We start from the raw sequence: 25,677 nt of genomic DNA, 5'->3' as shown, positions 1-25,677 counted from the left end.
GCTTTCGCGCAAAAAACATCTGTTGGCCCAAGCGGCTCATCGGACGCCCCCAGGAAGCTCTGCTCTGCGCGAAAGCGAAGCGGCAGCGATAAAAGCGCTAAAAGCGCCCAGCCGGAACGGAAATCAACCCCACGTTATGATGATTAGCCTTAATTGATTTAGACATCTGTTTTATTTACAATCATTTTTCATCTTAAATAGTATATAATTGAGGAATAATCAATCGTATTTTTCGATTAATAGAGGTGAATATCTAGTGGAGTTACGTCAATTACGTTATTTTGTTGAAGTTGCTGAGCGTGAACACATTTCAGAAGCTGCCGAGCATCTTCATGTTGCTCAATCTGCAATAAGCCGACAAATTGCTAATTTAGAAGATGAATTAGGCACACCACTTTTTGAACGTGTAGGACGAAATGTTAAATTGACTCCTATTGGAAAAACATTTCTCGAGCACACAATTACTGCTTTAAAAGCCATTGATTTTGCTGCAAAGCAAGTTGAAGAATATTTAGATCCTGCTAAAGGTACGATAAAGATTGGTTTTCCAACAAGCTTGGCTAGCTATGTATTGCCAACTGTTATTTCAGCTTTTAAGCGTGAATATCCAGATTTGCAGTTCCAGCTCCGTCAAGGCTCCTATCGTTTTTTAATTGATGCAGTCAAAAATCGCGAACTAAATTTAGCATTTTTAGGCCCACTTCCACCGAAGGATGAAGCGATTCAATCAACAATTTTGTTTACTGAAAATATCGCCGCTTTACTACCAGCCAAACATCCACTTGCCAAAAAGGAAAGTATTCAACTTGCTGATTTACGCAACGACTTATTTGTCTTATTCCCAGATGGCTATATTTTACATAAAGTAGCTATGGATGCCTGTCGAGCTGCCGGCTTCTCGCCAAATGTCATCTCTGAGGGTGAGGACTTAGATGCACTAAAAGGTCTTGTCGCTGCAGGCATTGGAGTCAGCTTATTACCAGAAAGCTCCCTGTATGATTCAGCAGCCCGCTTCACAGTAAAGGTGCCGATTAAAGCACCTACGATTCCAAGAACAGTTGGCATTATTTCACCTGTAAATCGTGAAATTGCACCATCAGAAAAAATATTTTTAGACTTCGTTACAAATTTCTTTTCACGTCTTTCTCAATTCCAATAAAAAAAATCGCCGTAGCTGGCGATTTTTTTTGCCTTATGTGGTTCTATCCGTCAGATTGGTTAATCTATCCGTCGTTTTGGCTCTTCTTTCCGTTGCTTTGATAATTCTTTCAGTCGATTCGGCTCTTCTTTCCGTCGTTCTCGCCTTTCTATCCGTCGCTTTGATGATTCTTTCCGTCGCTTCGGCTCTTCTTTCCGTCGCTCTGATTTCCATCCGTCACTTCGGCTCTCCTTTCCGTCGCTCTCGCCTTTCTATCCGTCGCTTTGATGATTCTTTCCGTCACTTCGGCTCTTCTTTCCGTCGCTCTCGCCTTTCTATCCGTCGCTTTGATGATTCTTTCCGTCGCTTCGGCTCTTCTTTCCGTCGTTCTCGCCTTTCTATCCGTCGCTTTGATGATTCTTTCCGTCGCTTCGGCTCTTCTTTCCGTCGCTCTGATTTCCATCCGTCACTTTGGCTCTTCTTTCCGTCGTTCTCGCCTTTCTATCCGTCGCTTTGATGATTCTTTCCGTCGCTTCGGTTCTTCTTTCCGTCGCTCTGATTTCCATCCGTCACTTCGGTTCTTCTTTCCGTCGCTATGATTTCCATCCGTCGCTTCGGCTCTTCTTTCCGTCGCTCTCGCCTTTCTATCCACGATTTTGGCTTCTCTATCCACGACTCTATCCATCACTCTGCTTTTCTTAACTAGTTTCTTTATTGAAACGATCGACAATCATAGCTAATGCGCCATCTCCAGTTACATTTGTAGCTGTGCCAAAACTATCTTGCGCTAGATACAATGCGATCATCAGTGCAACCATTGTTTCATCGAAGCCGAGCATTGTTTTCAGTAAACCAATTGCTGCCATGACAGCCCCCCCAGGAACACCTGGTGCGGCAACCATAGTAATACCTAGCATAAATATAAAGCCTATATATTGTGCGAGACTTATATCCATACCGTTCATCATCATAACACCTAAGGAACAAGTTACTAATGTAATCGTACTACCCGATAAATGAATAGTGGCAAACAGTGGAACTGTGAAATTCGTAACTTTGTAAGAAGCTCCTGTTTTTTGTGATTGTCGTAACGTAACAGGAATTGTAGCTGCTGAGGATTGTGTGCCCAAAGCTGTAAAATATGCAGGGAGCATAGTTCGAAGTAACATGAGTGGATTTTTCTTATTTAAAATTCCCGCTGTAGTATATTGCACTAGCAATATTACCCAATGCATCACAATTATTAATGCAAACACAATTGCGAAGACAGATAAGATTTTTGCTACTTGTCCACCAAATGTCATGTTCAAAAAGATACCGAAAATATGAAATGGTAAAAGTGGAATAATAACAAATGAAATTAATTTTTCAATGATAACATTAAACTCTTCAAAACCACGTTTCATAACATCACTTTGAATGGCAGTCATACCAATTCCTACGATAAATGCAAAGATTAATGCTGCCATAACACTCATTAATGGAGGCATTTCAACTTTAAAGAATGCCTGTGCTAAAAATTCCTCAGGGTTTTTCATGCTTTCCATAGCACCGTTTGAAATGAAATTAGGCAACACATTTCGCGCTACTAAAAAGGCGAGTATACCTGCAATGATTGTTGAGAAATAGGCAAAGAATGTTGCCAAACCTAATAATTTTCCTGAGCCTTTTCCAAGCTGAGCAATGCCCGGAGCAATAAATGCAATAATAATAAGTGGTACAACAAAATTTAAAAAATTACCGAATAAGCCATTAAATGTTGCAAATATACGTACAAATGGCTCTGGCATAAAGCTTCCGAGTATTACCGCTAGTATAATAGCGATAATAATTTTTGCCAATAGACCAAATTTAAGCTTCACTATATTGTCCTCCTTAAAAACACAACTGTATTTCTAGAATGTAATATTAGTAATTTAACATAAACAGTTGAGAGAATATACAGCTTAAAAAATAGACGGAATTGTAAAATATTTTTATATTTTCTAATAAGAAGAATCAAAAAAACTTAGAATAGGCAACAACTCACCTATCCTAAGCTTCCATTTAACTTCTTTCTGCAAAATTCTCCCACCTCTATAGGTGATGAGATGAATGCGGATTTAAGTTACTTTACAACGGTTGTCCAAACACCAGCTGAAATAAAGGAACTCAGTCTAAGAACGCCACGTCCTGTGGCAACGACTGAGTGACCAACATCGTGTTGGCCTAAAGCCTCCGGCGGATGTCACGGAATCGGAAAGGAGTTCAATAAAGGATGTTAGCCTAAGATCATAGCCGATTCCGGACGCAATTATGCCGAGGCATAATTGATTAATCTTTAAATAATTTTTGTAAAATGTAATATGATTGTTTTAAACGCTCTTCATACTTAGGAGTTTGCCATTTTTCCCAAGAATAAGCTGAGAGAGCAGGTAAGACATGGCCGTCGGTCTCTGGTAGAGATTTTACAACCTTGCCATCCTTATCTACAAAGACAGCACCAACATAAATATTATCTACCTTAGTAGAAGCTGTCGCTCCATCTTTATATAGATCTCCCGTAAACTCACGCTGACTTGGATCTTTTGCTTGGATCAGTAGCCAAGGAATTCGTAGCTCAATAACATTATCATCCGCCCATGTATAGTCTACTAGCGAATTATAATCTTTGGCTTTTGGATTGGCATTCCCTTGAAGCAGCTTTCCTGTTTCATAAGAACTAAAATCGGTCGTAATTTTTTGCTCTGGTAAGTATAGCTGTTTATTTAACACATAGTTAATCGGTGCAAACTTACCGCTATTTTTTGTGACAGCTGCCATACGAGGCGGAATCATCTTTAATTTGTGACCGTAAAAATAATCATAGAAATCATAGTATTGATCTATGACAACTCGAGAGTCTCCACTTTTATTTAATTCCACCATAAAATCTACGCCATTTGAAAACGTCATATCTTTTATTGATATCGCCGAAGTATTCCCTTGATTTGGGACTACATCAAGTAAAATACGAGGGGAGGCTTTGTCTAGTACATCACTTTTTATTTTGAAATACAAATATCTTTCATCATAATCGACAGCAAAATCTGTTGAAGCTGAAGGTGAGGTATTGTACATTTGTGTACCTTTCCACTCCTTTGTATTGCCGTCTACTTTTACTTTAAATCTATCAAAGCTTAATACACCAAATTGTTGTTCATTCGTTTGTGCATTGGACCAAAATGGTCGACGATTTGGATCATCGTAATCCATCGTATTCCATGTTCGCTTAAACCATTCGTCCTGCCATGTAAAGACAAGACCTCCTAGCAAGCCTTCATGCATAATATCTTCATATAAATGTTGAAGCGTTTCACCTTGCTGCTGTTCGGACATATGCCCCTGATTCCAGCCGTAAACATTTTCATGTGTCATACCACGCGCCGCAGGAATTCCAAATTCCGCAATAAGAACAGGCATACGATGAGCTTGATGTAAGTCTTTTAAATATCCTGCATAACTATTTTTATTGCCCCGGAAATCTTTAAAATTTAAATATTTTTGGTCAAAGTTAAAGAAGTCAGGGTAATATGGATAAACATGATAGGAAGCAAATTGTCCTGGTGCCTGCATTTCACCCTTCGTATAGATGACATTTGGATTGACTCCTACTAAATCTTCATCCTCAGAAGGTTCAGATGGATGGTCTAGTAAGTCGGTTGTTACCCAGTTTGTGAAGCTCATTGGACGGATCCAATTGTATTTATCCTTCTCATAAGCAGTAATAAGATCCATTTGCTCTGCTAACCAATGCTCAAAGGGTGCAGCATTTTTCGTTTCAAAATACTTGCCATTGTATTCGCCTATATTAACGTGCTTTTCGTTCGTACCGACAACCATATGTGGATACCATTCTATTCCAAGCACCCAGCCAATAACATATTTTGAAACATCAACATCATATAATCCTGAGGCATGTCCTGCTACAGGCTTCACATAAGTATTACCGTGGATAACGTCTACCATGCGCTTCATTTCTACTTGGAAATCCTTTAAGGTAGTTTCATCATAGGCATCTAGTGAATCAGCCAAGCCTTCCTCATTAATCCATACACCATGTAATACATACAGTGGTTTATCTGGATTTTCTTCATTGTATTTAGCAAGTGCCCGATAAAAACCTGGTGGGTGTAATGTATATACACGAATCGTATTGGCATTCATCTCAGCAATTTGACGGAACCATCGATAGTACTCTTCTTCCGTAATAGCGGCCTCACCAGGGAATGCTCCAGGTTTACCCATACCGATATTAACGCCCTTAAAGACAAGTGGCTCCCACTTTCCATCACGTAAGACTTCAAATGATTCACCTTTAATACGTGCATTATAATTTAATTTTTCATGATTAACGTTTTCTTTAACCTCTTTTTGCTCAAACGTTTCAAAAATTTTATGCATGACTGGTATATAAATCGACCAGTAAAATGAACTATCTGAATACTTCTCAGCGTATTTATAGATGGTCGGTAATCCCTTTATTTTGTAAAGAGACGGAACACGTGACATATCGTTGAAGTCTCCAGCAAAATAATAGCTTGTAGTGTTGCGTTTATCCTGTGAAACGATCGCCGCAAATTGCTGAGGAATATCGTTGTCCTTTAATAGTTTTTCCCCATCTTTTGTTAAGTCCCATTTATAATTAGCGAGTGCATCCTCCGCATATTTAGGCGTGATAATATCAAACCAATAGCCATATTCCGCACTAGCAGAAGTATTAAAGAATTTTTTCCCTTGTTCAGTAAATTGCACCTGAATGCCCTCTGTTTTTACATGCTTGTCCATTTCTAACACAATGAGCTTTTCTGTAATTTCATTAAATAGAAGAAAACCGCCGCCCTTATATGGCCATTTATCACCATGTTCATCTATGACCCATTGTGGAATTTCTGAGTTTTTATGATAGTCAAGCTCATCAAAATAACGCCCAATCCATCCAGACCATGAAATCCCTAAATAATCCTGTAGTTCTTTTCTAACTGCTTCTGATGTTGGTGACGCAAATGAATTGTATTCAGCTATTAGCATACTTTTCTTATTGCTTGCTAAACGGCCTACTATAGACTGCCATTCATCCATTTCTAAGCCGCCGACAATTTTTTCTGAGCGTTTACCTAGACGCTTTTCCTCATTTAAATCATCCTTATAAACACCATACGTATCTGCCAAATAAATAACATCATAATTACTATAGTCAGTCGGAAACTTTTTTTCTGACACTTTTTTCGTTTTATCATTGGGAATCGTACCAAAGTAATTTTTTTGTACATCATATGGATGATGATCGATTGTGTATTTATAGTGGTTTAAAAACCAGTTCACACCTAAATGCTCTCGATAGGTTTCATTCGGAACCGTTTTATCTAGGATCGCGACGTTCAGCGGTTTTTCAGCGCTCAAATACCACCATGCAATAGGTGTGATAATGAGAATTAGAATGGCTATAACCCCTATATATATTCGCTTCATACACTTTTCTCCTTTTCAGCGATGCCGACACGTTTCATATTGCCCCAATCGCTTTTTCTTAGCACAAACCGAACTAATCCCTCACAGCGCCATAAAAGAGTGAGTGGTCGATACCAAAAAATTTCAGTAAATGCTAAAAGTATCATTCGTAATAACTCTCTTTTTCTAGGATAAGTATTCATGGCCCATGCATCGAATAATATAGATGCTATTGAAAAAATAACTCCATAAAGAACGAAGAGTAGCAACAGCATTACCGCTGCTTCATAATAGATTTCCCCTAAGAAAAATGCTACAACGATATAAATATAACCACCTAACTCAACAATTGGTCCTAGGCATTCCACAAGCCAAAAATAGGGAAATGCAATAAACCCTATCAAGCCATATTTCGGATTCAATGTCATCGTTTTATGCTTCCAAAGGCTTTCAAATAATCCTTGATGCCAACGTCTACGTTGATTTCGTAATACCCCTAATGTCTGAGGTGCTTCAGTCCAACACACAGGATCTGGCACAAATTCAATACGTTTGTTTTCTTTTTTCTTTCTAATCAAACGATGAATATTCACGACAAGCTCCATGTCTTCTCCAATAATATTCGTTGAATAACCGCCCGCTTCCACGGCCCATTCTTTCGAAAAGACACTAAAAGCTCCCGAAATAATAAGCACAAGATTGAATTTACTTAAAGCTATTCGCCCCATTAAAAAAGCTCGCAAATATTCTATTATTTGCATAATTACTAAATAATTATTTGGTAAGTGCGTTTCATAAACGGAACCAAGCTGCATTTTCGCTCCATTGGCAATTCGAATATTCCCTCCAGCCGCAATCACTTCACCATCAGATAAAATAATAGGCTTCATCACACGAAGCAATGATTTTTCATCTAAGATTGAATCACCATCAATAGAACAAAAATAAGGATATTGTGAAACATTAATACCTACATTTAATGCATCCGCCTTACCACCATTTTCTTTATCTACTAAAATACAATTCTTGTAGATTTCAGATTCATAAATTTGTTTAACCTGTTTTGTGGGGATATTTGTACGAACAATTTTATCAACGGGCTTCATTCGGAAATGCTCGATTACGGTTTGCAGTGTAGAGTCAGTAGAACCATCGTTAATAATGATAATTTCCGTTTGCGGATATCGTAAATTCAACAATGAATAGACTGTATCTACAACCCCAATCTCTTCATTGTAAGCAGGGACTAATAAGGATACTGGTTTTGAGTAGAAGGCATCAATATGTGCATCATCATATTCCGAGGGATCTAATTTATAGCGTTTTCGCAAATCGAGCATGGCAATCACAAACATTGTGCAATATGAAACAATAACAAATAACATATAGAACAGAATAACGCCGCCAAAGAACCACATACAATAATCTAAAAATATTTTCATTTGTTCCCCTGCTTTCTGACTACTGTTTCCTGTGCCATTTCAATTGCATATTGGTCGTTTGAGGACTCCATAAATTGCTGTAATTTTGCAATTCCTTCTTTATTTTCTGCAATTGTTTTAGCTGCCTGTGAGCGTACCCACCAATTTTCATCTTGAAGAAGCTGTTCTAAATAAGTATAGGAAAAGTTGAGTGGCACATGGTTAAAGATTTTCGCAACCATTAATCTTGCTTCCCACATATCTGATGTTACAAATGAAACATACGGATCAATTTCATCAATTACACCAATTTCATAAAGACCCTTTAATGCTCTTATTTGTATTTCTGGAATCTCATGTGTTAATAGCTGTTTTAACTGATCAATATATTGCATATTTCTTTTTACAGCTGCAGTATCAATTGCAGCAAATTGGATATTCTTTGTCCAGCTATCGAAGTCTTCAAATAATCGAATAAATACGTCATCCTCTAACAATACAAATAACCTTCTATATTCGCTTTCAGAGTAATTGACGCTCGATTCTTTAATTTTTCCGATAAACAATTCTGGTTGGAAGAGAGAATATATTTTTAACAGCTGAAAATATTCCTCCTCTGAAATTTTGGTTTTCTCGAATTGTTGACAAGTTTCTAATAATGCCTCTATTTGTAAATCAGCAATACGATATAAAGCATTCATCCTAATGCTCCATCGTTTATTTGATAAATCTTTTTCATAAAACTCTTTTAAATAGAGATTAGAAAACTCTTTAATTTTATGTTCAACTTCTTCATCCATTATATTTTTCAAATAAGATGAAAAGATTATTTCTATAGCTGCTACTTGAGCTCTTCCGCGGGGTACAAGGACCACAGAGAAATTTTCATCATTGATTAAATAGTTGTACCAGTTTTGTGAATAGTTTTGTAAAAAAGTATCACGCACTTCTGCAAAACGAATTTCCCGCTGGCGCTGAAAAAGTATATATATTGTAAATAAAAATAAAACTACTAATAAAACAACAATAAGCGTTAAAAGAAAAGAAATCGATAGCTTGATCATAGCCAAAACCTCGCAAAAGTTCGCCTAATTTTTGCTTCTAACAAACGTAAATTAAATGGTTTTACAATATATTCATCGACGCCACCTTCATAAGCATTAAGTGTCGCCCCTTCTGAGTTTCGTTCTGACATCATATAAATGATGAACTTTTTCTCATTCGGCATTTCTCGCAAAATGTGCAAAATTTCTAAACCATTTTTACGTGGTAAAATATCATTCATCACAACTAAATGCATATGGCCTTTTTTATAACTATCGGACTGTAAAAAACTATAGCCATCTTCATAGGTAGCAACGTCTAAAGTAAAATGGGGAATGTCTAAGTGATTGATCGTTGTTTCTAGCACTTTTCTAAAGATTGCATTTTGTTCAATAATACTTACCTTTACTTGCTCAGTTGGTTGCACACAATAATCTGTAACCTGTTCTATTGACCAAGTCGGCTGTTCATCATCTGTTAGTTTTTGCTTATTTTTGTCTAACAAAGTTTCAAAGGTAACGCTATTATTTCTTATTTCAGTAATGGAGGCTTTTAAAGCTATCTGTCGATATTCCCTTTCTTGCTTAAGAATCGCAAAAATCCGTTTTAAAAAAGCCTTTACCTCCACTTCACTACTTTGCAGAAAAAATATTCCCCAATGTTCTCCATCTGCTAATTGAAAAAGTAAATCCGTTTTTCGTATTTTTGATTTTAGAAAAGCTGAAATTTGATGATTCACATGATGAAGTTCTATATCAGTTCCTTGTGAGGAATTAGCTAATTTAAAAAAGACTGCTGTCATTGTTAAACGTGAGCGAATTACACTCTCACGCAAAATCTCAAAATAACCCTTCACCTCATGCTCCTGCATGAGTTCTTCTGCAATGATTAATTTATTCATTAGTATTCACTCCAGTTGATGTAAGAAGTATTTCATTCTACCTCATTATTTTTCTATTATTCTCTTGATTTATAAACACAACAACTATAGTAATAAAGATGGCTTAACAATTTCTATACAAAATTTATGGTAATTCGATTCTTTTAAAATATATTATACTACTGTTATAAACTACAACAGAATACGCTCTTTGTTAAAAAAGTAACTTTTTTCTGATAAAAGACTTCTTTTTAGGCAAGAAAAAAAGGTATGTAAGCTTTATAACTTACATACCCTTTCAGACTGCAGAAAGACACTATTTCGCTTCAGCTTGTCGATTCATCCTGTGATGAGGAACTGTTGATTTTTCACGGAGAGTGGCGACTCCTGCGGGATGAGCTTGCGCTGAAAGCTCCGCAGGAACGTAGTGACGAGGAGATTAAAGCCAGCCCGCGGAAAGCACCAACTCGAAATGAAAATCAAGATACAAATTATTTAGTATTTTTTCTATTGGTGACAAGATGAAAAGGTATGTAAGCTTTATAACTTACATACCCTTTTTGATAAATCGGAAAGGAGTTCACAAAGGATGTTAGCCTAAAATCATCGCATCCATGCGATAACGGCTAACTGACCTGCATCAGTGCTGCTGCCGCTTCGCTTTCGCGCAAAAAACATCTGCAGGCCTAAGCACAAAGCCAATTCCGGAATCAATTATGCCGAAGCATAATTGATTTATTTAACTGGTACAACTGAGCCTTTCCATTCTTCAAGAATGAAGTCTTGGATTTCTTTAGATTTTAATACTTCTACTAATTTTTTAATTTCTGGTTTTGTTTCATCACCAGCACGTACAGCGATAATGTTTACATAAGGAGATTCTTTATCTTCTAGAGAAATTGCATCTTTCAATGGATTTAGTCCGTTGTCGATTGCGTAGTTAGAATTGATAAGAACTGCATCACCTTCATTATTTTCATACATTTGTACAAGCATTTCAGGCGCTGTATTTGCATCGAATTTGAAGTTTTTAGGATTTTCTTCAACATCTTTAAGTTCAGCAGATGTTTTATCTACTCCATCCTTAAGTTTAATTAAGCCCTTAGCTTCTAATAATGAAAGCATACGCCCGTGATCTGCAACAGAGTTAGAAAGTAAAATTGTTGCACCCTCTGGTAAATCCTCAAGAGATTTATATTTTTTAGAGTAGATACCGATTGGTTCAATATGAATACCACCAGCGTTTACAAAATCATAACCCTTTTCTTTAATTTCTTTCTCTAAATAAGGGATGTGTTGGAAGTAGTTTGCATCAAGATCGCCAGATTCTAAATCTTGGTTTGGTAATACATAATCTTGATATTTTTCAATTTTAAGATCGATACCTTCTTTAGCTAAAATTGGTTTTGCTTTTTCCAGAATAACCGCATGAGGTGTATTCGAAGCACCTACTGTTAACGTTACTTTTTCTTTACTATCATTAGATGATGAGCCTGAGCTTGTATCTTCTTTTTTACCAGCACCACAAGCGGCTAAAGCTAGTACTAATACTGATAAAAATAATCCTGCTAATAACTTCTTCATTTTATTACTCTCCCTTTTTTCCTATTTAAATATGTTAGCGGTATAAAACCGAGATAACCTCTTAGATGTTCGTAACGGAATACTCTTTTTGTCACTACAATTTTTATTAGCGCCTCATTAGCGTTTATCTGTTTTGATCGTAATCATGTCGCCAATCCATTGAATAACAAATACAACTATTAAGATTAATATAGTCGACATTAAAGTTACATCTGTGCGATTACGTTGGAAACCATCTAAGAATGCTAAGTTTCCTAGACCACCTGCACCGATAATACCTGCCATCGCAGTATAGCCAACAAGTGCTACAGCCGTTACAGTAATACCAGAAATAAGCGCTGGTAACGATTCTGGAATTAATACTTTCCAAATAATCGTTGACGTTTTGGCACCCATTGAACGAGCTGCTTCAATAACACCTTTATCAATTTCACGTAAAGCAATTAATACCATTCGTGCATAGAATGGTGCAGCGCCAATAATTAGTGCTGGTAAAGCCGCATCTGCGCCACGAATTGTGCCAAGTAAAAATTTCGTAAATGGAATTAATAAGATAATCAAAACGATAAATGGAATCGAACGGAAAATGTTAACGATTGAGCCGGTTAAAAAGTTCACAATTTTATTGGCCCATAGTTGGTTAGGACTTGATAAAAACAATAAGATTCCAATCACTAATCCAAGTATAAATGTGATAACCGTAGAAATTGTTGTCATGTACAATGTTTCATACGTAGCGTCCCACATTTTTTCCCAGTCGACATTCGGAAAAAGACTAGTTAGCATTTGCAATCACCTCCGTTTGTACTTCGACTGTATTTAAGTAGCTAAGTGCAGCAGCAACATTGGCCTCTGACCCATCAATTTGCACAATAAGTGTACCGTACGCGCCATTTTTCGTTTGCGAAATATTACCATGTACAATACTTACTTCTACATCAAACTGTTTCACAAGATGTGAAATGACAGGCTGCTCTGTTTTTTCTCCTACAAAGATTAGCTTAACAAGTTGTCCATTAGGATAATTTGCTTTAATTTGTGCCACGGTTTCCTGTGTTTCCTTCGTATCTGTAATTTGAGAAACGAATTTTTTCGTAATGGCCGCTTGCGGAGTTTGGAATACTTGTAATACTTCACCACGTTCTACAATTTCTCCAGCTTCCATAACCGCTACACGATGACAAATTTTGCGAATAACGTGCATTTCATGTGTGATTAACACAATCGTTAGACCTAATCGTTCGTTAATATCGACAAGAAGATCAAGGATAGCATCTGTTGTCTCCGGATCGAGTGCAGATGTTGCCTCATCACATAACAATACCTCTGGGTTATTAGCAAGCGCACGAGCGATACCTACACGTTGCTTTTGCCCCCCGGATAGTTGTGATGGATACGCCTTAGCGCGTCCATCTAGACCAACAAGTGTTATCAATTCTTTCACACGTGCTTCACGTTGTGCCTTTGGAACACCTGCTATCTCTAGTGGGAAAGCGATGTTTTCCGCAACGGTTCTAGACCAAAGTAAATTGAAATGTTGGAAAATCATACTGACCTTTTGTCTAGCATCTCTGAGCTTTTGCCCCTTTATGGATGAAAATTCTTGATTGTTAACTGTCACTGTACCAGATGTAGGCTTTTCTAAACCGTTTAACAAGCGAATCATTGTACTTTTACCAGCGCCACTATAACCGATAATGCCAAAAATTTCACCTTTATTAATAGAAAGGTTGACGTCTTTAACTGCAGTTAATTCGCCATTCGTAGTTTTGTATTTCTTCGTAATATTTTGAAGATTGATCATAGCGAATTCTCCTTTTCTTATATAAAAAACCCCTTCACTTATAGACAAGTAGAAGGGGTCACGTAAATTATACGCTAAACCGTTCTCTCATCTTTCAAAGATAAATCTTTGGGTGATTTGGCACCTTTTCACATTGTGATGGTTGCCGGGCTTCATAGGGCACTTCCCTCCGCCGCTCTTTATAAGAGTTCGATATATTTATTGTTTTTTAATATATTTGTTACTTTACCACGCGATTAATATTCAGTCAATTAGTTTTTTAACAATTCGTATAAATATGGTACGGATTGAAAGGCATAAACCTTTTCTGTCACTTCTCCGCCTTCACATACGAGTAAACATGGTACACTTTCGATTTTATGAGCATAAGCTATTTGCTCTATAAAATTAATATTCGCTTTGCCGACTTGTAGCTGTGGTAGCAATTGCTCAATAACCGTCATCATTTTCGATGCAACTGCACACGTTCCACACATTGGCGTATATAAATAAAAGGCAGCCTTTTCACCTGACTGGACAACCGCGTCCCACTGCTCTTTTGACCATTCTTCCATCATTTTTCACGCAACCTTACAAAATATATTCATTATGGATTGAGAAGTGTGCACGAAGCAATATCGCTGCTAACACCTTCTTCGGAGTTGTCTCAACTTCCTTATATGTTGGCATCGTACGTAAATGCTCAGCCTCTGGATAATGTCTGTCCATTAATGCTCGTAGTTTATCACCCGATGTATCTGCATCAAAAAACGTATAAAGCTCACAACCCTCGTATGGATCAAGTAGCTCTTCTAATTGATGCACACCAATTGTACCATTCGTACAAAGTATTTTAACATCTTCATTTAAAATAGGTTCAATTTGAAGCTTATCCGATCGGCCTTCGACAATTAAGCATTTTCCCTCGACCATCACGCCACCCCCATTTAGACATATCCCTTATAATTCATTATATCAATAAACTTTATCGTTGATACAGTTAGACACCTATTGATAAAGGAATATACTTGCATTCTTCTCACTGTTATAGTAGCGGGATGAATGAAGATAATAAAAAACGTCGGTAGTTTCCGACGTTTTTCTAATTCAGGCTTGTCTTATTCTGCAATCATTTCTTCGTATTGCTCAGCTGTCATAAGCTTTTCAACTTCTGATGCATCAGCAGGCTCTACAACGATCATCCATGCTTTTTCATATGGTGATTCATTAACGAATTCTGGGCTATCTTCTAAATCTGCATTTACTTCAACTACTGTACCTGAGATTGGTGCGTATAATTCAGAAACTGTTTTTACAGATTCAACGCTACCGAATGGATCATCAGTTTTGATTTCGTCGCCAACTTGTGGAAGTTCAACGAAAACGATATCTCCAAGTTCAGCTTGTGCGAAATGAGAAATACCAATACGTACTTTACCATCTTCTACTTTTACCCATTCGTGCTCTTCAGAGTAACGTAAGTCTTTAGGTGTGCTCATGCATTAACCCCTCCATAAATATGTAATATATTCATTTTCAGTGTGCCATACTTCTTCTATAAAAACAAGGATAAATAGGGTTATTTCCAAGCTTGCTCAAAATCTGATTCTCTAAACCCTAAAGTAACTTTTTTTCCATCGGTTACAATTGGACGTTTAATCAGCATACCATCTGAAGCAAGCAGTTCAAGTTGCTCTTCTTCAGTCATTTCAGCAAGTTTATCCTTCAAGCCAAGCTCTCGATATTTCATACCAGAAGTATTAAAAAATTTCTTTAAAGGTTGTCCACTAGCTTGCCATAGGTTTGATAATTCGTCCTTTGTAGGCGGTTGTTCGACAATGTGTACCTCTTCGTATGATACCCCATTGTCATTTAGCCACTTCTGAGCTTTTTTGCAAGTAGTACATTTTGGATAATGAATAAATTGAATCGTCATTTATAGGCTCCTCTACTATCATTATTAGGACACTACATTTTCAGTGTCTCCCTCATTTTCTGTAGTATACCATCATAACCGTTACGAACCAAAATGAAACTCATCATGCCAAAGCGTGGGGTTGATTTCCGTTCCGGCTGGGCGCTTTCCTAGGGGCGTTCGATGAGCCGCTTCCTCCGCTAAAGGAACGAAGGCTAAGTACGTCACGTCCTGTGACAACGCCTTCGTGACCAACATCGTGTTGGCCTCAGGGTCTCGCCTGTTTCGCTTTACCACGGGAGTCGAGTAGCCTTCCACTCCAATCAGCAATAGTGTAGAACTTTTATTAAAATTTATGCATTTCGTTGTTGCTGCCGCTTCGCTTTCTCGCAGACGAAACCCTTTTGCTATAAAACAAATGTCAGAGGATGCACGCTATGCGTATTAGTTGATTGGAGTGGAGACTGCGCGACAAAGGATTCACACACAGTTTGTGTATGAATCCTTTTTTTGCTCATTTGCAGGTGGATGTCTATAAAATTCATAAGTTGGGTGATAAATTGTGAAAGTTGGTCGATAAATTTCAAAAGTTGGTCGATAAATCGTGAAAGTTGGTCGATAAATTTCTAAAGTTGGTAGATAAAACGGAAAAGTGTTCCGATAAAAAGTGCGAAAGCGAAGCGTCAGCACAAAGCGCCCAGCCGAAACGGAAATCACCCCTCATTTTGCAAGAGCCCTACTTTTATTCCCAACAAAAAACCCAGCTATCTCATCTCCGATAGCTAGGTTAGGTCTGCTTTATTAAACTACAAATTTTTCTGCTTCAATTAATTTAACAGAAGCTTCACGTTTCTTCGTGATTAAGTTGTATGGATTGTTGCGAGTTAATTTACGTAGTGCAGACAATGTCATGCGTGCTGCGTCGCCGTCTGCTGAAGCGAGAATCGTATCTTTTGCTTCTTTTTCAATTTCTGCAAACGCTTCTTGGCAGAAGATTTGAGTGTACAGTAATTTTTGATGAGCTTTTTCAGCACCGTCACGAGCAATCGCTTTTTCTGTACGTAATACAGCTGATTCCATTGCGAATAGTTGGTTTGCGATATTTGCAATATTCACCAATACTTCTTGCTCTTGATCAAGCTTTGCACCGTAGCGTTGTGCTGCTAAACCTGCTGCTAATACAGCAATTTTCTTCGCATTTTTCACAAGATATTTTTCCTGTGCTAGCGGCTCTGTACCTACATCTTCAGGCATTAGCATAAGAAGCTCTTGTTGTAAATTTTGAGCAACTTGTAGTAATGGTAATTCACCTTTTAATGCTTTTTTCATAAATGTACCTGGTACAATCATGCGGTTAATTTCATTTGTCCCTTCAAAAATACGATTAATACGAGAATCACGGTAAATACGTTCTACTTCGTATTCAGCCATAAAGCCGTAACCACCGTGTAATTGAACCGCTTCATCTGCAATGTAATCTAAAGTCTCAGAACCAAATACTTTAGCAATAGAACATTCAATAGCATACTCAGCAATTGCACCAGCAATTACTTTCCCTTGCTTTTGCTCTTCTGGGCTTAGCTGACTTAAACGGTCTTCAAATAAACCTACTGTACGATAGTTTAATGACTCAGACGCATATAATTGTGAAGCCATTGTCGATAATTTTTCTTTTGTTAGATTAAAATCAGACAGCTTCGTTTTAAACTGCTGACGTTGGTTTGTATATTGAATGGCTAGTTCTAATGCACGCTTCGAGCCACCAATTGTTCCAACCCCTAATTTATAGCGGCCGATATTTAAAATATTAAAGGCAATAACGTGTCCGCGACCTATTTCACCTAAAAGGTTTTCTACAGGTACTTCTGCATCTTCAAGGATTAATGTACGTGTTGATGAAGATTTGATACCCATTTTTTTCTCTTCTGCGCCAACAGAAACGCCATTGAAGGCACGTTCTACGATAAATGCTGAGAATTTATCACCATCGATTTTTGCATAGACAACAAATACATCTGCAAAGCCTGCATTTGTAATCCATTGCTTTTCACCATTTAAAATATAATGTGTCCCTGCATCATTTAATTTTGCAGTTGTTTTTGCACCTAATGCATCAGAACCTGATCCTGGCTCAGTTAATGCGTAAGCAGCAATTAATTCACCTGACGCAAGCTTTGGTAAATACTTTTGCTTTTGCTCTTCATTTCCGAAAAGTACGATTGGTAAAGAACCAATACCTACGTGTGCACCATGCGTAATAGAGAAGCCACCAGCAACAGACATTTTTTCTGCGATCAATGCTGAAGAAACTTTGTCTAATCCTAGCCCTTCATATTCTTCAGGTACATCTGCACTTAATAAACCGAGCTCACCTGCACTTTTCAATAGACGAACCGAATGCTCAAATTCATGGTGTTCTAAATTTTCAACGACTGGTAACACTTCATTGGCTACATACTCTTCTGTTGTTTTAGCAATCATTTTATGTTCATCTGTGAAATCTTCTGGTGTAAATACACGATCTAATTCCACATCTTCAATAATAAATCCGCCGCCTTTAATGAAATCCGTAGTTTTTTCTGTCATTCTAAATTCCTCCCTATGCATCTATTATTAATGGCTTTATTCCCCAATATATAGAAAAGCTTGAAGTACTGTGTTCGGAGGCAACCGAAAACGCCGCACTCCAAGCTGATCTAGCAAAAATTATAGAATTTCAAATACTCCTGCTGCACCCATTCCGCCGCCAATACACATAGTCACGACACCATATTTCTTACCTTGACGCTTCAATTCGTGAATAAGCTTTAATGTTAAAATAGCTCCAGTTGCACCTAGTGGGTGACCTAAGGCGATTGCTCCACCATTGACATTTACTTTGTTTTGGTCGATGCCTAAATGACGTACGACTTGTAAGGATTGTGACGCAAATGCTTCGTTAATTTCCCATAAATCAATGTCATCAATTGCTAACCCTGCAATTTCAAGTGCTTTAGGTACTGCCACGATTGGTCCAATACCCATCACCTCAGGAGGTACACCACCAACTGCAAAGCCTAAAAACTTCGCCATTGGAGTAAGGCCCTGCTTTTCCGCTTCCTCACGATCCATCACAAGTACTGCCGCTGCACCATCAGAAGTTTGAGAAGCATTCCCCGCTGTAACACTACCCTTTACGTGGAAGGCTGGACGAAGCTTCGCTAAACCTTCTACAGATGTACCTGGACGTACACCTTCATCCATGCTAAACGTGAATTTTTTCACCTGTGGCTTGTTGTTATCATCTACATAATGCTGCTCCACTTCGATTGGTACGATTTCATCATTGAACTTACCTTCTTTAATCGCTTTTTCTGCAAGCTCATGTGAACGCACAGCAAATGCATCCTGATCTTCTCTACTTACATTGTATTGACGTGCCACTTCCTCTGCTGTGTGCCCCATCCCCATATAATATTGAGGAGCGGTTTCTGCTAAAGTTGGATTTAGGCGAGGTGTATTACCTACCATTGGCACCATACTCATTGACTCGACTCCACCAGCAAGAATCGCCTTAGAATGTCCTAGCATAATACGCTCTGCTGCATAAGCAATTGCCTGTAAACCTGATGAACAGAATCTATTAATTGTTAGCGCTGGTGTTGTATCTGGTAACCCGGCAAGCGCTCCAATACTACGTGCTACGTTCATGCCCTGCTCTGCTTCAGGCATTGCACACCCTAAAATCAAATCGTCAATCGGACCTTCATAGCCCGCTCTTTTTAATGTTTCTTTGACAACTACCGCTCCAAAATCATCTGGTCTAACGGTTGCTAAAGAACCCTTCTTCGCTTTTCCTATCGGAGTTCGTGCTCCTGCTACAATAACGGCTTCACGCATCGTATTAATCCCCCTTTGTTTCATGTGCAAGTATGGTTAATTCAGTCTTATAGTTAGTTACGTAGTGGTTTCCCTTTTAAAAGCATGTGTTGCATTCTTTGTTGAGATAACGGATCTGCAACTAAGCTTAGGAACGCCTCTCTCTCAAGGTTTAATAGGTATTGTTCATCTACTAATGTGCTATATGGAACTTTACCACCAGCAATGACATACGCCAATTTTTTAGCAATTTTTAAATCGTGTTCACTAATATAGCCTGATTCAAACATTCCTTGCGCACCGATAAGTAACGTACCGTAGCCTGATGCACCGACTACAGGAACTTTCGCAGGTACAGGTGGTTGATAGCCTGCCTCATAAAGCGCTAGTGCAGCTTGTTTTGCATCATATAGTTGGTGATCTGAGTTAACAGAAATCCCGTCAGCAAAATTTAAGAAGTTATTTTCACGTGCTTCTTCACCAGATGTCGAAACTTTTGCCATTGCAACTGTTTCAAATACTTTATTAGCAATATGTTGATAGTCTACCTCTACGCCATTTGGTAATCCTTTGATGAATTTTTGGTAAAGTGCCTTATTACCGCCACCACCAGGAATTAACCCTACGCCGACTTCTACTAAGCCCATATACGTTTCCATTGTTGCTTGAATATGTGCAGCAGGTAAGCAAACCTCTGCTCCTCCACCAAGTGTCATAGCAAAAGGTGCTGCCACAACAGGCTTGCGAGAGTATTTAATCTTTTGCGTCGCATCTTGGAATGCTTTAATAACGAAATCTAGCTCAAAAATATTATCATCCTGTGCTTCTACTAAAATCATTCCTAGATTCGCACCCACACAGAAGTTTTTCCCTTGGTTACCGATGACTAAGCCTTTATAGTTAGCTTCTACTTCATCGATTGCAAAGTTAATCATTTGAATAATATCTAAGCCAATTGCATTTGATTGGGAATGGAATTCAAGTAATGCAATTCCATCACCTAAATCTATTAAGCTAGCACCCGTATTTGATTTAATAACACCGTGCTTTTTCTTATAGCGTTTTAAGTTAATTTCCTTTTCATTAACTGGAACTTTTACGTATTCAGAGCCATTATAATAAGCTAGATCACCGTCAATTTCCGAATAGAAAGTTTCAAAGCCACTTGCTAACATATCTTTAACAAATGCCGGTACCTCTCGACTTTCAGCCTCCATTTTAGCTACGGACTCTTTCACGCCAATTGCATCCCATATTTCAAATGGACCTTGCTGCCAGCCGAAGCCCCATTTCATGGCATTGTCAATTGCAACAATATCATCAGCAATTTCACCTTGTAGCTGTGCAGAGTAAATTAGCGTAGGAGCGAAGATACCCCATAATAACTCTCCTGTACGATCCTTAGCATATGTTAATGCTTTTACTTTATTTGCTAATCCACGAGTTTGTTTTGCCATTTCGATAGAAGGTGTTTTTAATTTTTTTGCTGGGCTATATTCTAGTGTGTCTGGATCAATTTCAAGTATTTCTTTACCTTGCTTTAAGAAGAACCCTTGACCTGATTTTGCTCCTAGCCAGCCGTTTGTAACCATTTTCTGTAGGAATTCTGGTACTGCAAATACTTGCTGCTCTTCACCAGTTGTTTGATCATAAACGTTTTTCGCTACATGGATAAATGTATCTAAACCAACAACATCCAACGTTCGGAAGGTTGCAGACTTTGGACGACCGATTAGTGGACCTGTTACTGAATCCACTTCGCCAACTGAATAGCTACCCTTTATCATTTCTTGTAAAGTAATTAGTAAACCGTACGTTCCGATACGGTTGGCAATGAAGTTTGGTGTGTCCTTAGCAAGTACGACACCTTTGCCCAGCACATCTTCGCCAAATGTTTTCATAAAGCTTACAACCTCTGGCGCTGTTGTGTTTGCCGGAATGACTTCGAGTAATTTCAAGTAGCGTGGAGGATTGAAAAAGTGAGTGCCAAGGAAATGCTTTTTAAAATCTTCTGAACGCCCTTCTGCCATTGCATCAATACTTATGCCAGATGTATTTGAACTAATAATTGTGCCTGGCTTACGTACAGCATCAACTTTTTCATATAGATTTTGTTTAATCGCTAAATTTTCTACGACAACTTCAATAATCCAATCTACATCTTTTAATTTCTCTAAATCGTCCTCAAAGTTACCAACCGTTAGTAGTGATAAATTTTTCTTAGAAGTAAGTGGTGCTGGCTTTTGCTTTAATAACTTTTGAAGAGCTCCGTTAACGATACGATTTCTTACAGCAGGATGCTCTAAGGAAAGACCTTTCTCTTCTTCCTCTTTTGTTAGTTCCTTCGGTGCAATGTCTAATAATAATGTTGGAATACCGATGTTTGCTAAATGTGCTGCAATTCCAGAGCCCATTACCCCAGAACCTAGAACAGCTGCTTTTTTAATGTTGTAAGTCACAAGCAATTCCCCCTTATTCTCCCATTGAATGAATAGCCATTCATTTTTTGACCAAAAAAATATCAAGTTTACCTTAGTGTATTTTTGTCCAGATCATTTTAGGCGTACTCTGTGACATACGACTGAGGCATATCTCCGTCCAGCTCCCCGTTTGATTTAGAGGTAATTATTTTCCGCTGAATGAAGATAAAACTACTTTTTCTGTTTTTAGTGTAGATTATTTTGTTTAATTTAGCAATCATTTTTCTCCAATTATTTTTGCAATATATAACTTTTTTTGTTTTTTACGAGCGAAAACAAAACAATAAGTAGATATCGATTATTCCAAACAGAAAACTTTCAGGTTGCGAGAAAAATGTGTAGAATGGAAAGCAAGGAGAGTGAAATACTAATGAAAACAATTACAACTGCTGAACAATTTAATGAACTGATCTCAGGTGATCAAAAAGTTCTAGTGAAATTTTACGCTGGATGGTGCCCAGATTGCACACGCATGAATATGTTCATCGATCCAATTATCGAAGAGTACAGCCAATATGACTGGTATGAACTTAACCGTGACGAGCTTCCAGAAATCGCGGACAAATATGATGTAATGGGTATTCCAAGCCTACTAATTTTCCAAAACGGTGAAAAATTAGCACACTTACATAGTGCTAATGCTAAAACACCTCAGCAAGTTACAGAGTTTTTATCTGCTCAACAATAATTAACTAGGCTAAAATAGCAAAGTTAATGTAGAAGAGCAACAAGTGACAGAATAATAATAAAAATCGAGCTGCATTTCTTTTTGAAATGCAGCTCTTTTTAGAAAGGAGATTCTGATGCGCCAGCCATTGTCGTTACTTGGAAAGTCCCAATATGATGTATCCATTTCACCAAAATACCGTAATTCAGCTTGTGGTCCTACAACTGTACACGTAGTCTTAAACTATTTAGAAGATCAAGCTCCTTCGGTAAATGAGCTTTATAAACTTCTCGGTGGCACAAAAATCGGGTTATTTAAATGGCGTCTAATTCGCAATCTTCGCCGGCTTCGTCCAACATGGGATATTCGCGATTGTACTTTAAAGGAAGCTATGCAAGAAATCGATGCTGGCTGCCCTGTCGCCATACGCTTTGACAGGTATTTCAGCCTAAATTGGTGCGATAAAAATTCTGCCTTCGCCTATCATTGGGTACCTCTCATTGGCTATGAAATACGAAATGATGAGCTGTGGTTAATGTTCCATGATAATGGCCGCCCTAATCGTGAAAGTAAAATTCGAACGGCTTCTTTTAAAGATAATGAAAAAGTATTGAGCTTCGTAAAAATTACACCGAACTAAGGGAGAGCGTGCCGCAATGTTTAAACACGCTCTTTTTTCATCAATAATTCAAGGCTTATTTACTGTTCTCAATAATAACTTTTAGAACTTCTGCAAAAACATCCATTGTTCTATACGTTTCTACTAGCGTATTTTCGATACCTCCAACTTCTAATAATACTGAATTATCATGGAGATCTTGATTATAGGTATTTGGGGGATTGCCCTCTTTTTCTATTACACCTATTGATAGTCCCGGATATTGTTCTTCTAGCTGTTCATGAAGCTGAGTGGCAAATTTTTTATTCGCTTCATAGTTTCCACTCGTTTTTGATACGACAAATTTAATTCTTGCGTACTCTTTACCTTTAATTTCAATTGTGGAATCCCGTCTTTTATTAGAATCTCGATGTATATCAAAAATCATGCGAATACTGTCATTTTCAGCTAAGACTTTCTGTAAATTTTCCCGTGACACTTTATATGAATCAGGAAAATGTAAACCTTTTTGTTTTAAGATTCCAGCTACATCTGTCTCATCATGAATTGAATTAACTTGCATTTCCTTTAATGCTCTACTTAACTCTTTACCTACCAATGTTACATTTTTAGTATCATTACTATACATCTGATTATTTTTTTGTGCAGGAAGCTCTGGTATAAATGATTCCGTATTATGTGAATGATAAATATATACTACGGGTTCTTTTTCGTCCATTGCATAAGACAATGATGCCCCTCCATCACTTTGGGCTACCTCTGTAACTGTGCCACTTCCATTTAAGGAGATTAACCATGAAAATATAAATGCACAAACTAAAACACTACTTGTTATCACAGAGAATTTAGTGAAGATTCTTTTTTTACCCATGCTTCGAGCTTGTTGCCTGAGCGTATTCTCAGTTGTAGAAACAAATTCCTTTCTAGGGTGTTGAGGGTACATTTCTTTCAACATATCAAATAAATCTTTTTCATTTTGCATTTGTCAAAACCCCCTCTATTTCAATATTCAGTTTTCTTTTAAGTTCTTTTAGGGCTCTGTGATAATCAACTTTTACCTTCACTTCACTACATTGAAGAATTTCTGAAGTCTCGATAATGGAGAACTCATTAATACCTCGAAGTATGACTACTGCTCTGTAATTAGGTTTTAATTTAGCAATGGCATCATGTATAAGTAGTTTTAATTCTGTTACTTCAAATTCCTCATCAGGCTTCTTTTCATTCGATGATAACTGATTAAAAAAACCGTCCTTGAATAGAGAGGTAAACCTTTTCTTTCTATAGTGATCTATTGCCACATGTTTTGCGATCGAAAAAATCCATGTTTTTAAGTTATATTTACCATCAAAGTTCGATAAACCTTTTAAGACACGAATGAACACTTCTTGGGTCAAATCTTCCGCATCATTTTGATTTCCAGTAAAACAAACAAGAAATCTATAAACGTCTAAGTAATACAAATTGTAGATTTCAACTATTCTTGATTCCAAGTTATTTGAATCAATCAATCTTTCCCCTCCTTTTACTTATTTGCTTATAATTCGTTTGAGGGTAGGAAAAGGTTACAAAATTTTGTATAAAACAGGATTATCAACATAAAGTGTGGTTGATTTCCGTTCCAGCTGGGCGCTTTCCTGGGGGCGTCCGATGAGCCGCTTCACTTCGCTGCAGGGTCTCGGGCCTACACGATGTAGGTCACGAAGGCGTTATCACAGGACGTGATGCTCTTAGCCTTCGTTCCTCTATCGCTGATCCCCAAGGAGTCGCCCAGCCTCCACTCCAATCAACCTATGTACATGGCATATGTTTTACCAAATATCTGCATCTATATTTGGTGATAAGCCATAAAAAAGCAGAGCATATTTCTATACTCTGCATTGATGACCATGATGTTTGTTTTTAAATGAGTGAATATAGTGAGCGTGCCTGTTTGGCGATTAATGTGTAGCCACGCTCTTCTATTTCTTTGAATGTTTGAGGCTCGTAATTAGGTAATACTAAGCTCGCTAATTCTGCCTCGATTGGTACGTTCGTTTGAATTGTTGCAAGCTCGTGTGACAATTTTAGCATGTCTACATTCTCTTTAATTTTCGTACGTTGACCTGGCTTTAATTCGTCTAGTGAAGTAAGAACGTTTTCGATAGAACCATATGTTTGAATTAACGTAAGTGCCTGCTTTGGTCCAATCCCCTTAACGCCTGGGTAACCGTCACTTGTATCCCCCATAAAAGCCTTGACCTGTGCAAATTGCATAGGTTCGATGCCATATTCCTCTTTAAAGCGTGTATGCGTATAAACGTCATACTCTGTGTAGCCTTTTTTCGTAAAAGCAATTTCCGCTGATGGTCTTAAAAGCTGCAGTAAATCCTTGTCTCCACTAATTACCGTAATGTCAGCCTCATCTTGAAATTTTGTAATCATTGAGCCAATTAAATCATCTGCCTCCATCCCTTTAACACCAAAATTTTGCCAGCCGATTTGTTGAGATAAATTTTTCGCCATATCAAATTGTGGTAGCATTTCTTCAGGTGGTGATGGACGATTAGCTTTATAGCCATCAAATAATTCGTTACGGAATGTATGAGCACCCATATCCCAGCAAACAGCAAGATGGGTCGGCTTCATAATAGTTTGTGCCGTTAATACATGACGCACAAATCCTTGGGCACCATTAGAAGGTGTACCATCCGCAAGGCGAATATAATGCCCCATGGCAGCCGAAGCAAAAAATGAACGGAATAATAGCGCCATACCATCCACAATTAAAAGTTTTGGTTTTGTTGTCATGATAAATAATCCTCTCTATAACAATACAA

General features: G+C 37.8%; 22 protein-coding genes and 1 riboswitch. Of the genes, 4 read left to right on the top strand and 18 right to left on the bottom strand.

The annotated features are described in order from the left end of the window. Positions 1–256: 256 nt before the first annotated feature. Complete coding sequence (locus ACQKNC_RS21545) at positions 257–1,159, top strand: LysR family transcriptional regulator (protein WP_427426762.1); 903 nt, start codon at positions 257–259, stop codon at positions 1,157–1,159. Positions 1,160–1,187: 28 nt separating this feature from the next. Beyond that, positions 1,188–1,655 (top strand): hypothetical protein, encoded by a 468-nt coding sequence (locus ACQKNC_RS21540; protein ID WP_427426761.1) that lies wholly within the window; start codon positions 1,188–1,190, stop codon positions 1,653–1,655. Between the two features lie 181 nt (positions 1,656–1,836). On the opposite strand, the gene ACQKNC_RS21535 is transcribed toward ACQKNC_RS21540, so the two are convergent. The 15 genes from ACQKNC_RS21535 to ACQKNC_RS21465 form a co-directional block, all read right to left on the bottom strand. Then, positions 1,837–3,000, bottom strand: a complete 1,164-nt coding sequence (locus ACQKNC_RS21535; RefSeq protein WP_427426760.1) for a dicarboxylate/amino acid:cation symporter — start codon at positions 2,998–3,000, stop codon at positions 1,837–1,839. Positions 3,001–3,451: 451 nt separating this feature from the next. Continuing rightward, positions 3,452–6,628 carry a hypothetical protein gene (locus ACQKNC_RS21530; protein ID WP_427426759.1) on the bottom strand — a complete coding sequence of 1,059 codons (3,177 nt, stop codon included), beginning with the start codon at positions 6,626–6,628 and terminating at the stop codon, positions 3,452–3,454. Then, positions 6,625–8,049, bottom strand: coding sequence for a glycosyltransferase family 2 protein (locus tag ACQKNC_RS21525; protein WP_427426758.1), 1,425 nt, complete (start codon positions 8,047–8,049; stop codon positions 6,625–6,627). The genes ACQKNC_RS21530 and ACQKNC_RS21525 overlap by 4 nt, the downstream gene beginning before the upstream one ends. Beyond that, positions 8,046–9,092 carry a HEAT repeat domain-containing protein gene (locus tag ACQKNC_RS21520; protein ID WP_427426757.1) on the bottom strand — a complete coding sequence of 349 codons (1,047 nt, stop codon included), beginning with the start codon at positions 9,090–9,092 and terminating at the stop codon, positions 8,046–8,048. The genes ACQKNC_RS21525 and ACQKNC_RS21520 overlap by 4 nt, the downstream gene beginning before the upstream one ends. Next, complete coding sequence (locus tag ACQKNC_RS21515; RefSeq protein ID WP_427426756.1) at positions 9,089–9,973, bottom strand: response regulator; 885 nt, start codon at positions 9,971–9,973, stop codon at positions 9,089–9,091. Before ACQKNC_RS21515 ends, ACQKNC_RS21520 begins: the two co-directional genes overlap by 4 nt. A 714-nt stretch (positions 9,974–10,687) precedes the next feature. Continuing rightward, positions 10,688–11,536, bottom strand: coding sequence for a MetQ/NlpA family ABC transporter substrate-binding protein (locus tag ACQKNC_RS21510; protein WP_427426754.1), 849 nt, complete (start codon positions 11,534–11,536; stop codon positions 10,688–10,690). 117 nt (positions 11,537–11,653) lie between these two features. Continuing rightward, the gene (locus ACQKNC_RS21505) at positions 11,654–12,322 is read right to left on the bottom strand and encodes a methionine ABC transporter permease (protein WP_427426753.1); all 669 of its coding nucleotides are present in this window, start codon (positions 12,320–12,322) and stop codon (positions 11,654–11,656) included. After that, positions 12,312–13,340 carry a methionine ABC transporter ATP-binding protein gene (locus tag ACQKNC_RS21500; protein ID WP_427426752.1) on the bottom strand — a complete coding sequence of 343 codons (1,029 nt, stop codon included), beginning with the start codon at positions 13,338–13,340 and terminating at the stop codon, positions 12,312–12,314. The genes ACQKNC_RS21505 and ACQKNC_RS21500 overlap by 11 nt, the downstream gene beginning before the upstream one ends. A gap of 84 nt (positions 13,341–13,424) precedes the next feature. Continuing rightward, a riboswitch (SAM riboswitch) is annotated at positions 13,425–13,528 on the bottom strand. Positions 13,529–13,591: 63 nt separating this feature from the next. Then, positions 13,592–13,894, bottom strand: coding sequence for a thioredoxin family protein (locus tag ACQKNC_RS21495; protein ID WP_427426765.1), 303 nt, complete (start codon positions 13,892–13,894; stop codon positions 13,592–13,594). 16 nt (positions 13,895–13,910) lie between these two features. Further along, positions 13,911–14,252, bottom strand: coding sequence for a toprim domain-containing protein (locus ACQKNC_RS21490; RefSeq protein ID WP_053484239.1), 342 nt, complete (start codon positions 14,250–14,252; stop codon positions 13,911–13,913). 185 nt (positions 14,253–14,437) lie between these two features. Continuing rightward, positions 14,438–14,818 carry a glycine cleavage system protein GcvH gene (gene gcvH, locus ACQKNC_RS21485; RefSeq protein ID WP_100544522.1) on the bottom strand — a complete coding sequence of 127 codons (381 nt, stop codon included), beginning with the start codon at positions 14,816–14,818 and terminating at the stop codon, positions 14,438–14,440. Between the two features lie 80 nt (positions 14,819–14,898). Continuing rightward, positions 14,899–15,255 (bottom strand): arsenate reductase family protein, encoded by a 357-nt coding sequence (locus tag ACQKNC_RS21480; RefSeq protein ID WP_427426751.1) that lies wholly within the window; start codon positions 15,253–15,255, stop codon positions 14,899–14,901. Between the two features lie 780 nt (positions 15,256–16,035). Further along, positions 16,036–17,820, bottom strand: coding sequence for an acyl-CoA dehydrogenase family protein (locus ACQKNC_RS21475; protein ID WP_427426750.1), 1,785 nt, complete (start codon positions 17,818–17,820; stop codon positions 16,036–16,038). 120 nt (positions 17,821–17,940) lie between these two features. Next, positions 17,941–19,113, bottom strand: a complete 1,173-nt coding sequence (locus ACQKNC_RS21470; RefSeq protein WP_427426749.1) for an acetyl-CoA C-acetyltransferase — start codon at positions 19,111–19,113, stop codon at positions 17,941–17,943. 53 nt (positions 19,114–19,166) lie between these two features. After that, the gene (locus tag ACQKNC_RS21465) at positions 19,167–21,551 is read right to left on the bottom strand and encodes a 3-hydroxyacyl-CoA dehydrogenase/enoyl-CoA hydratase family protein (RefSeq protein ID WP_427426748.1); all 2,385 of its coding nucleotides are present in this window, start codon (positions 21,549–21,551) and stop codon (positions 19,167–19,169) included. A 364-nt stretch (positions 21,552–21,915) separates the two neighbouring features. Here ACQKNC_RS21465 and ACQKNC_RS21460 point away from each other — a divergent pair, with 364 nt between their 5' ends. Both ACQKNC_RS21460 and ACQKNC_RS21455 read left to right on the top strand, forming a co-directional pair. Further along, positions 21,916–22,260: a thioredoxin family protein gene (locus tag ACQKNC_RS21460; protein WP_427426764.1), complete on the top strand. Its 345-nt coding sequence runs from the start codon at positions 21,916–21,918 to the stop codon at positions 22,258–22,260. Between the two features lie 115 nt (positions 22,261–22,375). After that, positions 22,376–22,879, top strand: a complete 504-nt coding sequence (locus ACQKNC_RS21455) for a C39 family peptidase (protein ID WP_427426747.1) — start codon at positions 22,376–22,378, stop codon at positions 22,877–22,879. A gap of 55 nt (positions 22,880–22,934) precedes the next feature. Here ACQKNC_RS21455 and spoIIP read toward each other — a convergent pair whose 3' ends face one another. The 3 genes from spoIIP to ACQKNC_RS21440 all read right to left on the bottom strand — a co-directional run bounded on the left by spoIIP (position 22,935) and on the right by ACQKNC_RS21440 (position 25,648). Beyond that, a complete protein-coding gene (gene spoIIP, locus ACQKNC_RS21450) occupies positions 22,935–23,840 on the bottom strand; it encodes a stage II sporulation protein P (protein WP_427426746.1) in 906 nt (301 codons plus the stop codon). Then, a complete protein-coding gene (locus tag ACQKNC_RS21445) occupies positions 23,830–24,369 on the bottom strand; it encodes an RNA polymerase sigma factor (RefSeq protein ID WP_223555851.1) in 540 nt (179 codons plus the stop codon). Before ACQKNC_RS21445 ends, spoIIP begins: the two co-directional genes overlap by 11 nt. 391 nt (positions 24,370–24,760) lie before the next feature. Further along, positions 24,761–25,648 (bottom strand): 5'-3' exonuclease, encoded by an 888-nt coding sequence (locus tag ACQKNC_RS21440; protein ID WP_427426745.1) that lies wholly within the window; start codon positions 25,646–25,648, stop codon positions 24,761–24,763. Between the last annotated feature and the right edge of the window lie 29 nt (positions 25,649–25,677).

The sequence above is a fragment of the Lysinibacillus sp. NPDC094177 genome (assembly GCF_050279145.1).
Classification (GTDB): Bacteria; Bacillota; Bacilli; order Bacillales_A; family Planococcaceae; genus Lysinibacillus.
Note: the sequence above shows the minus strand (reverse complement) of the source record. Positions and strands in the feature narration are given on the sequence as shown.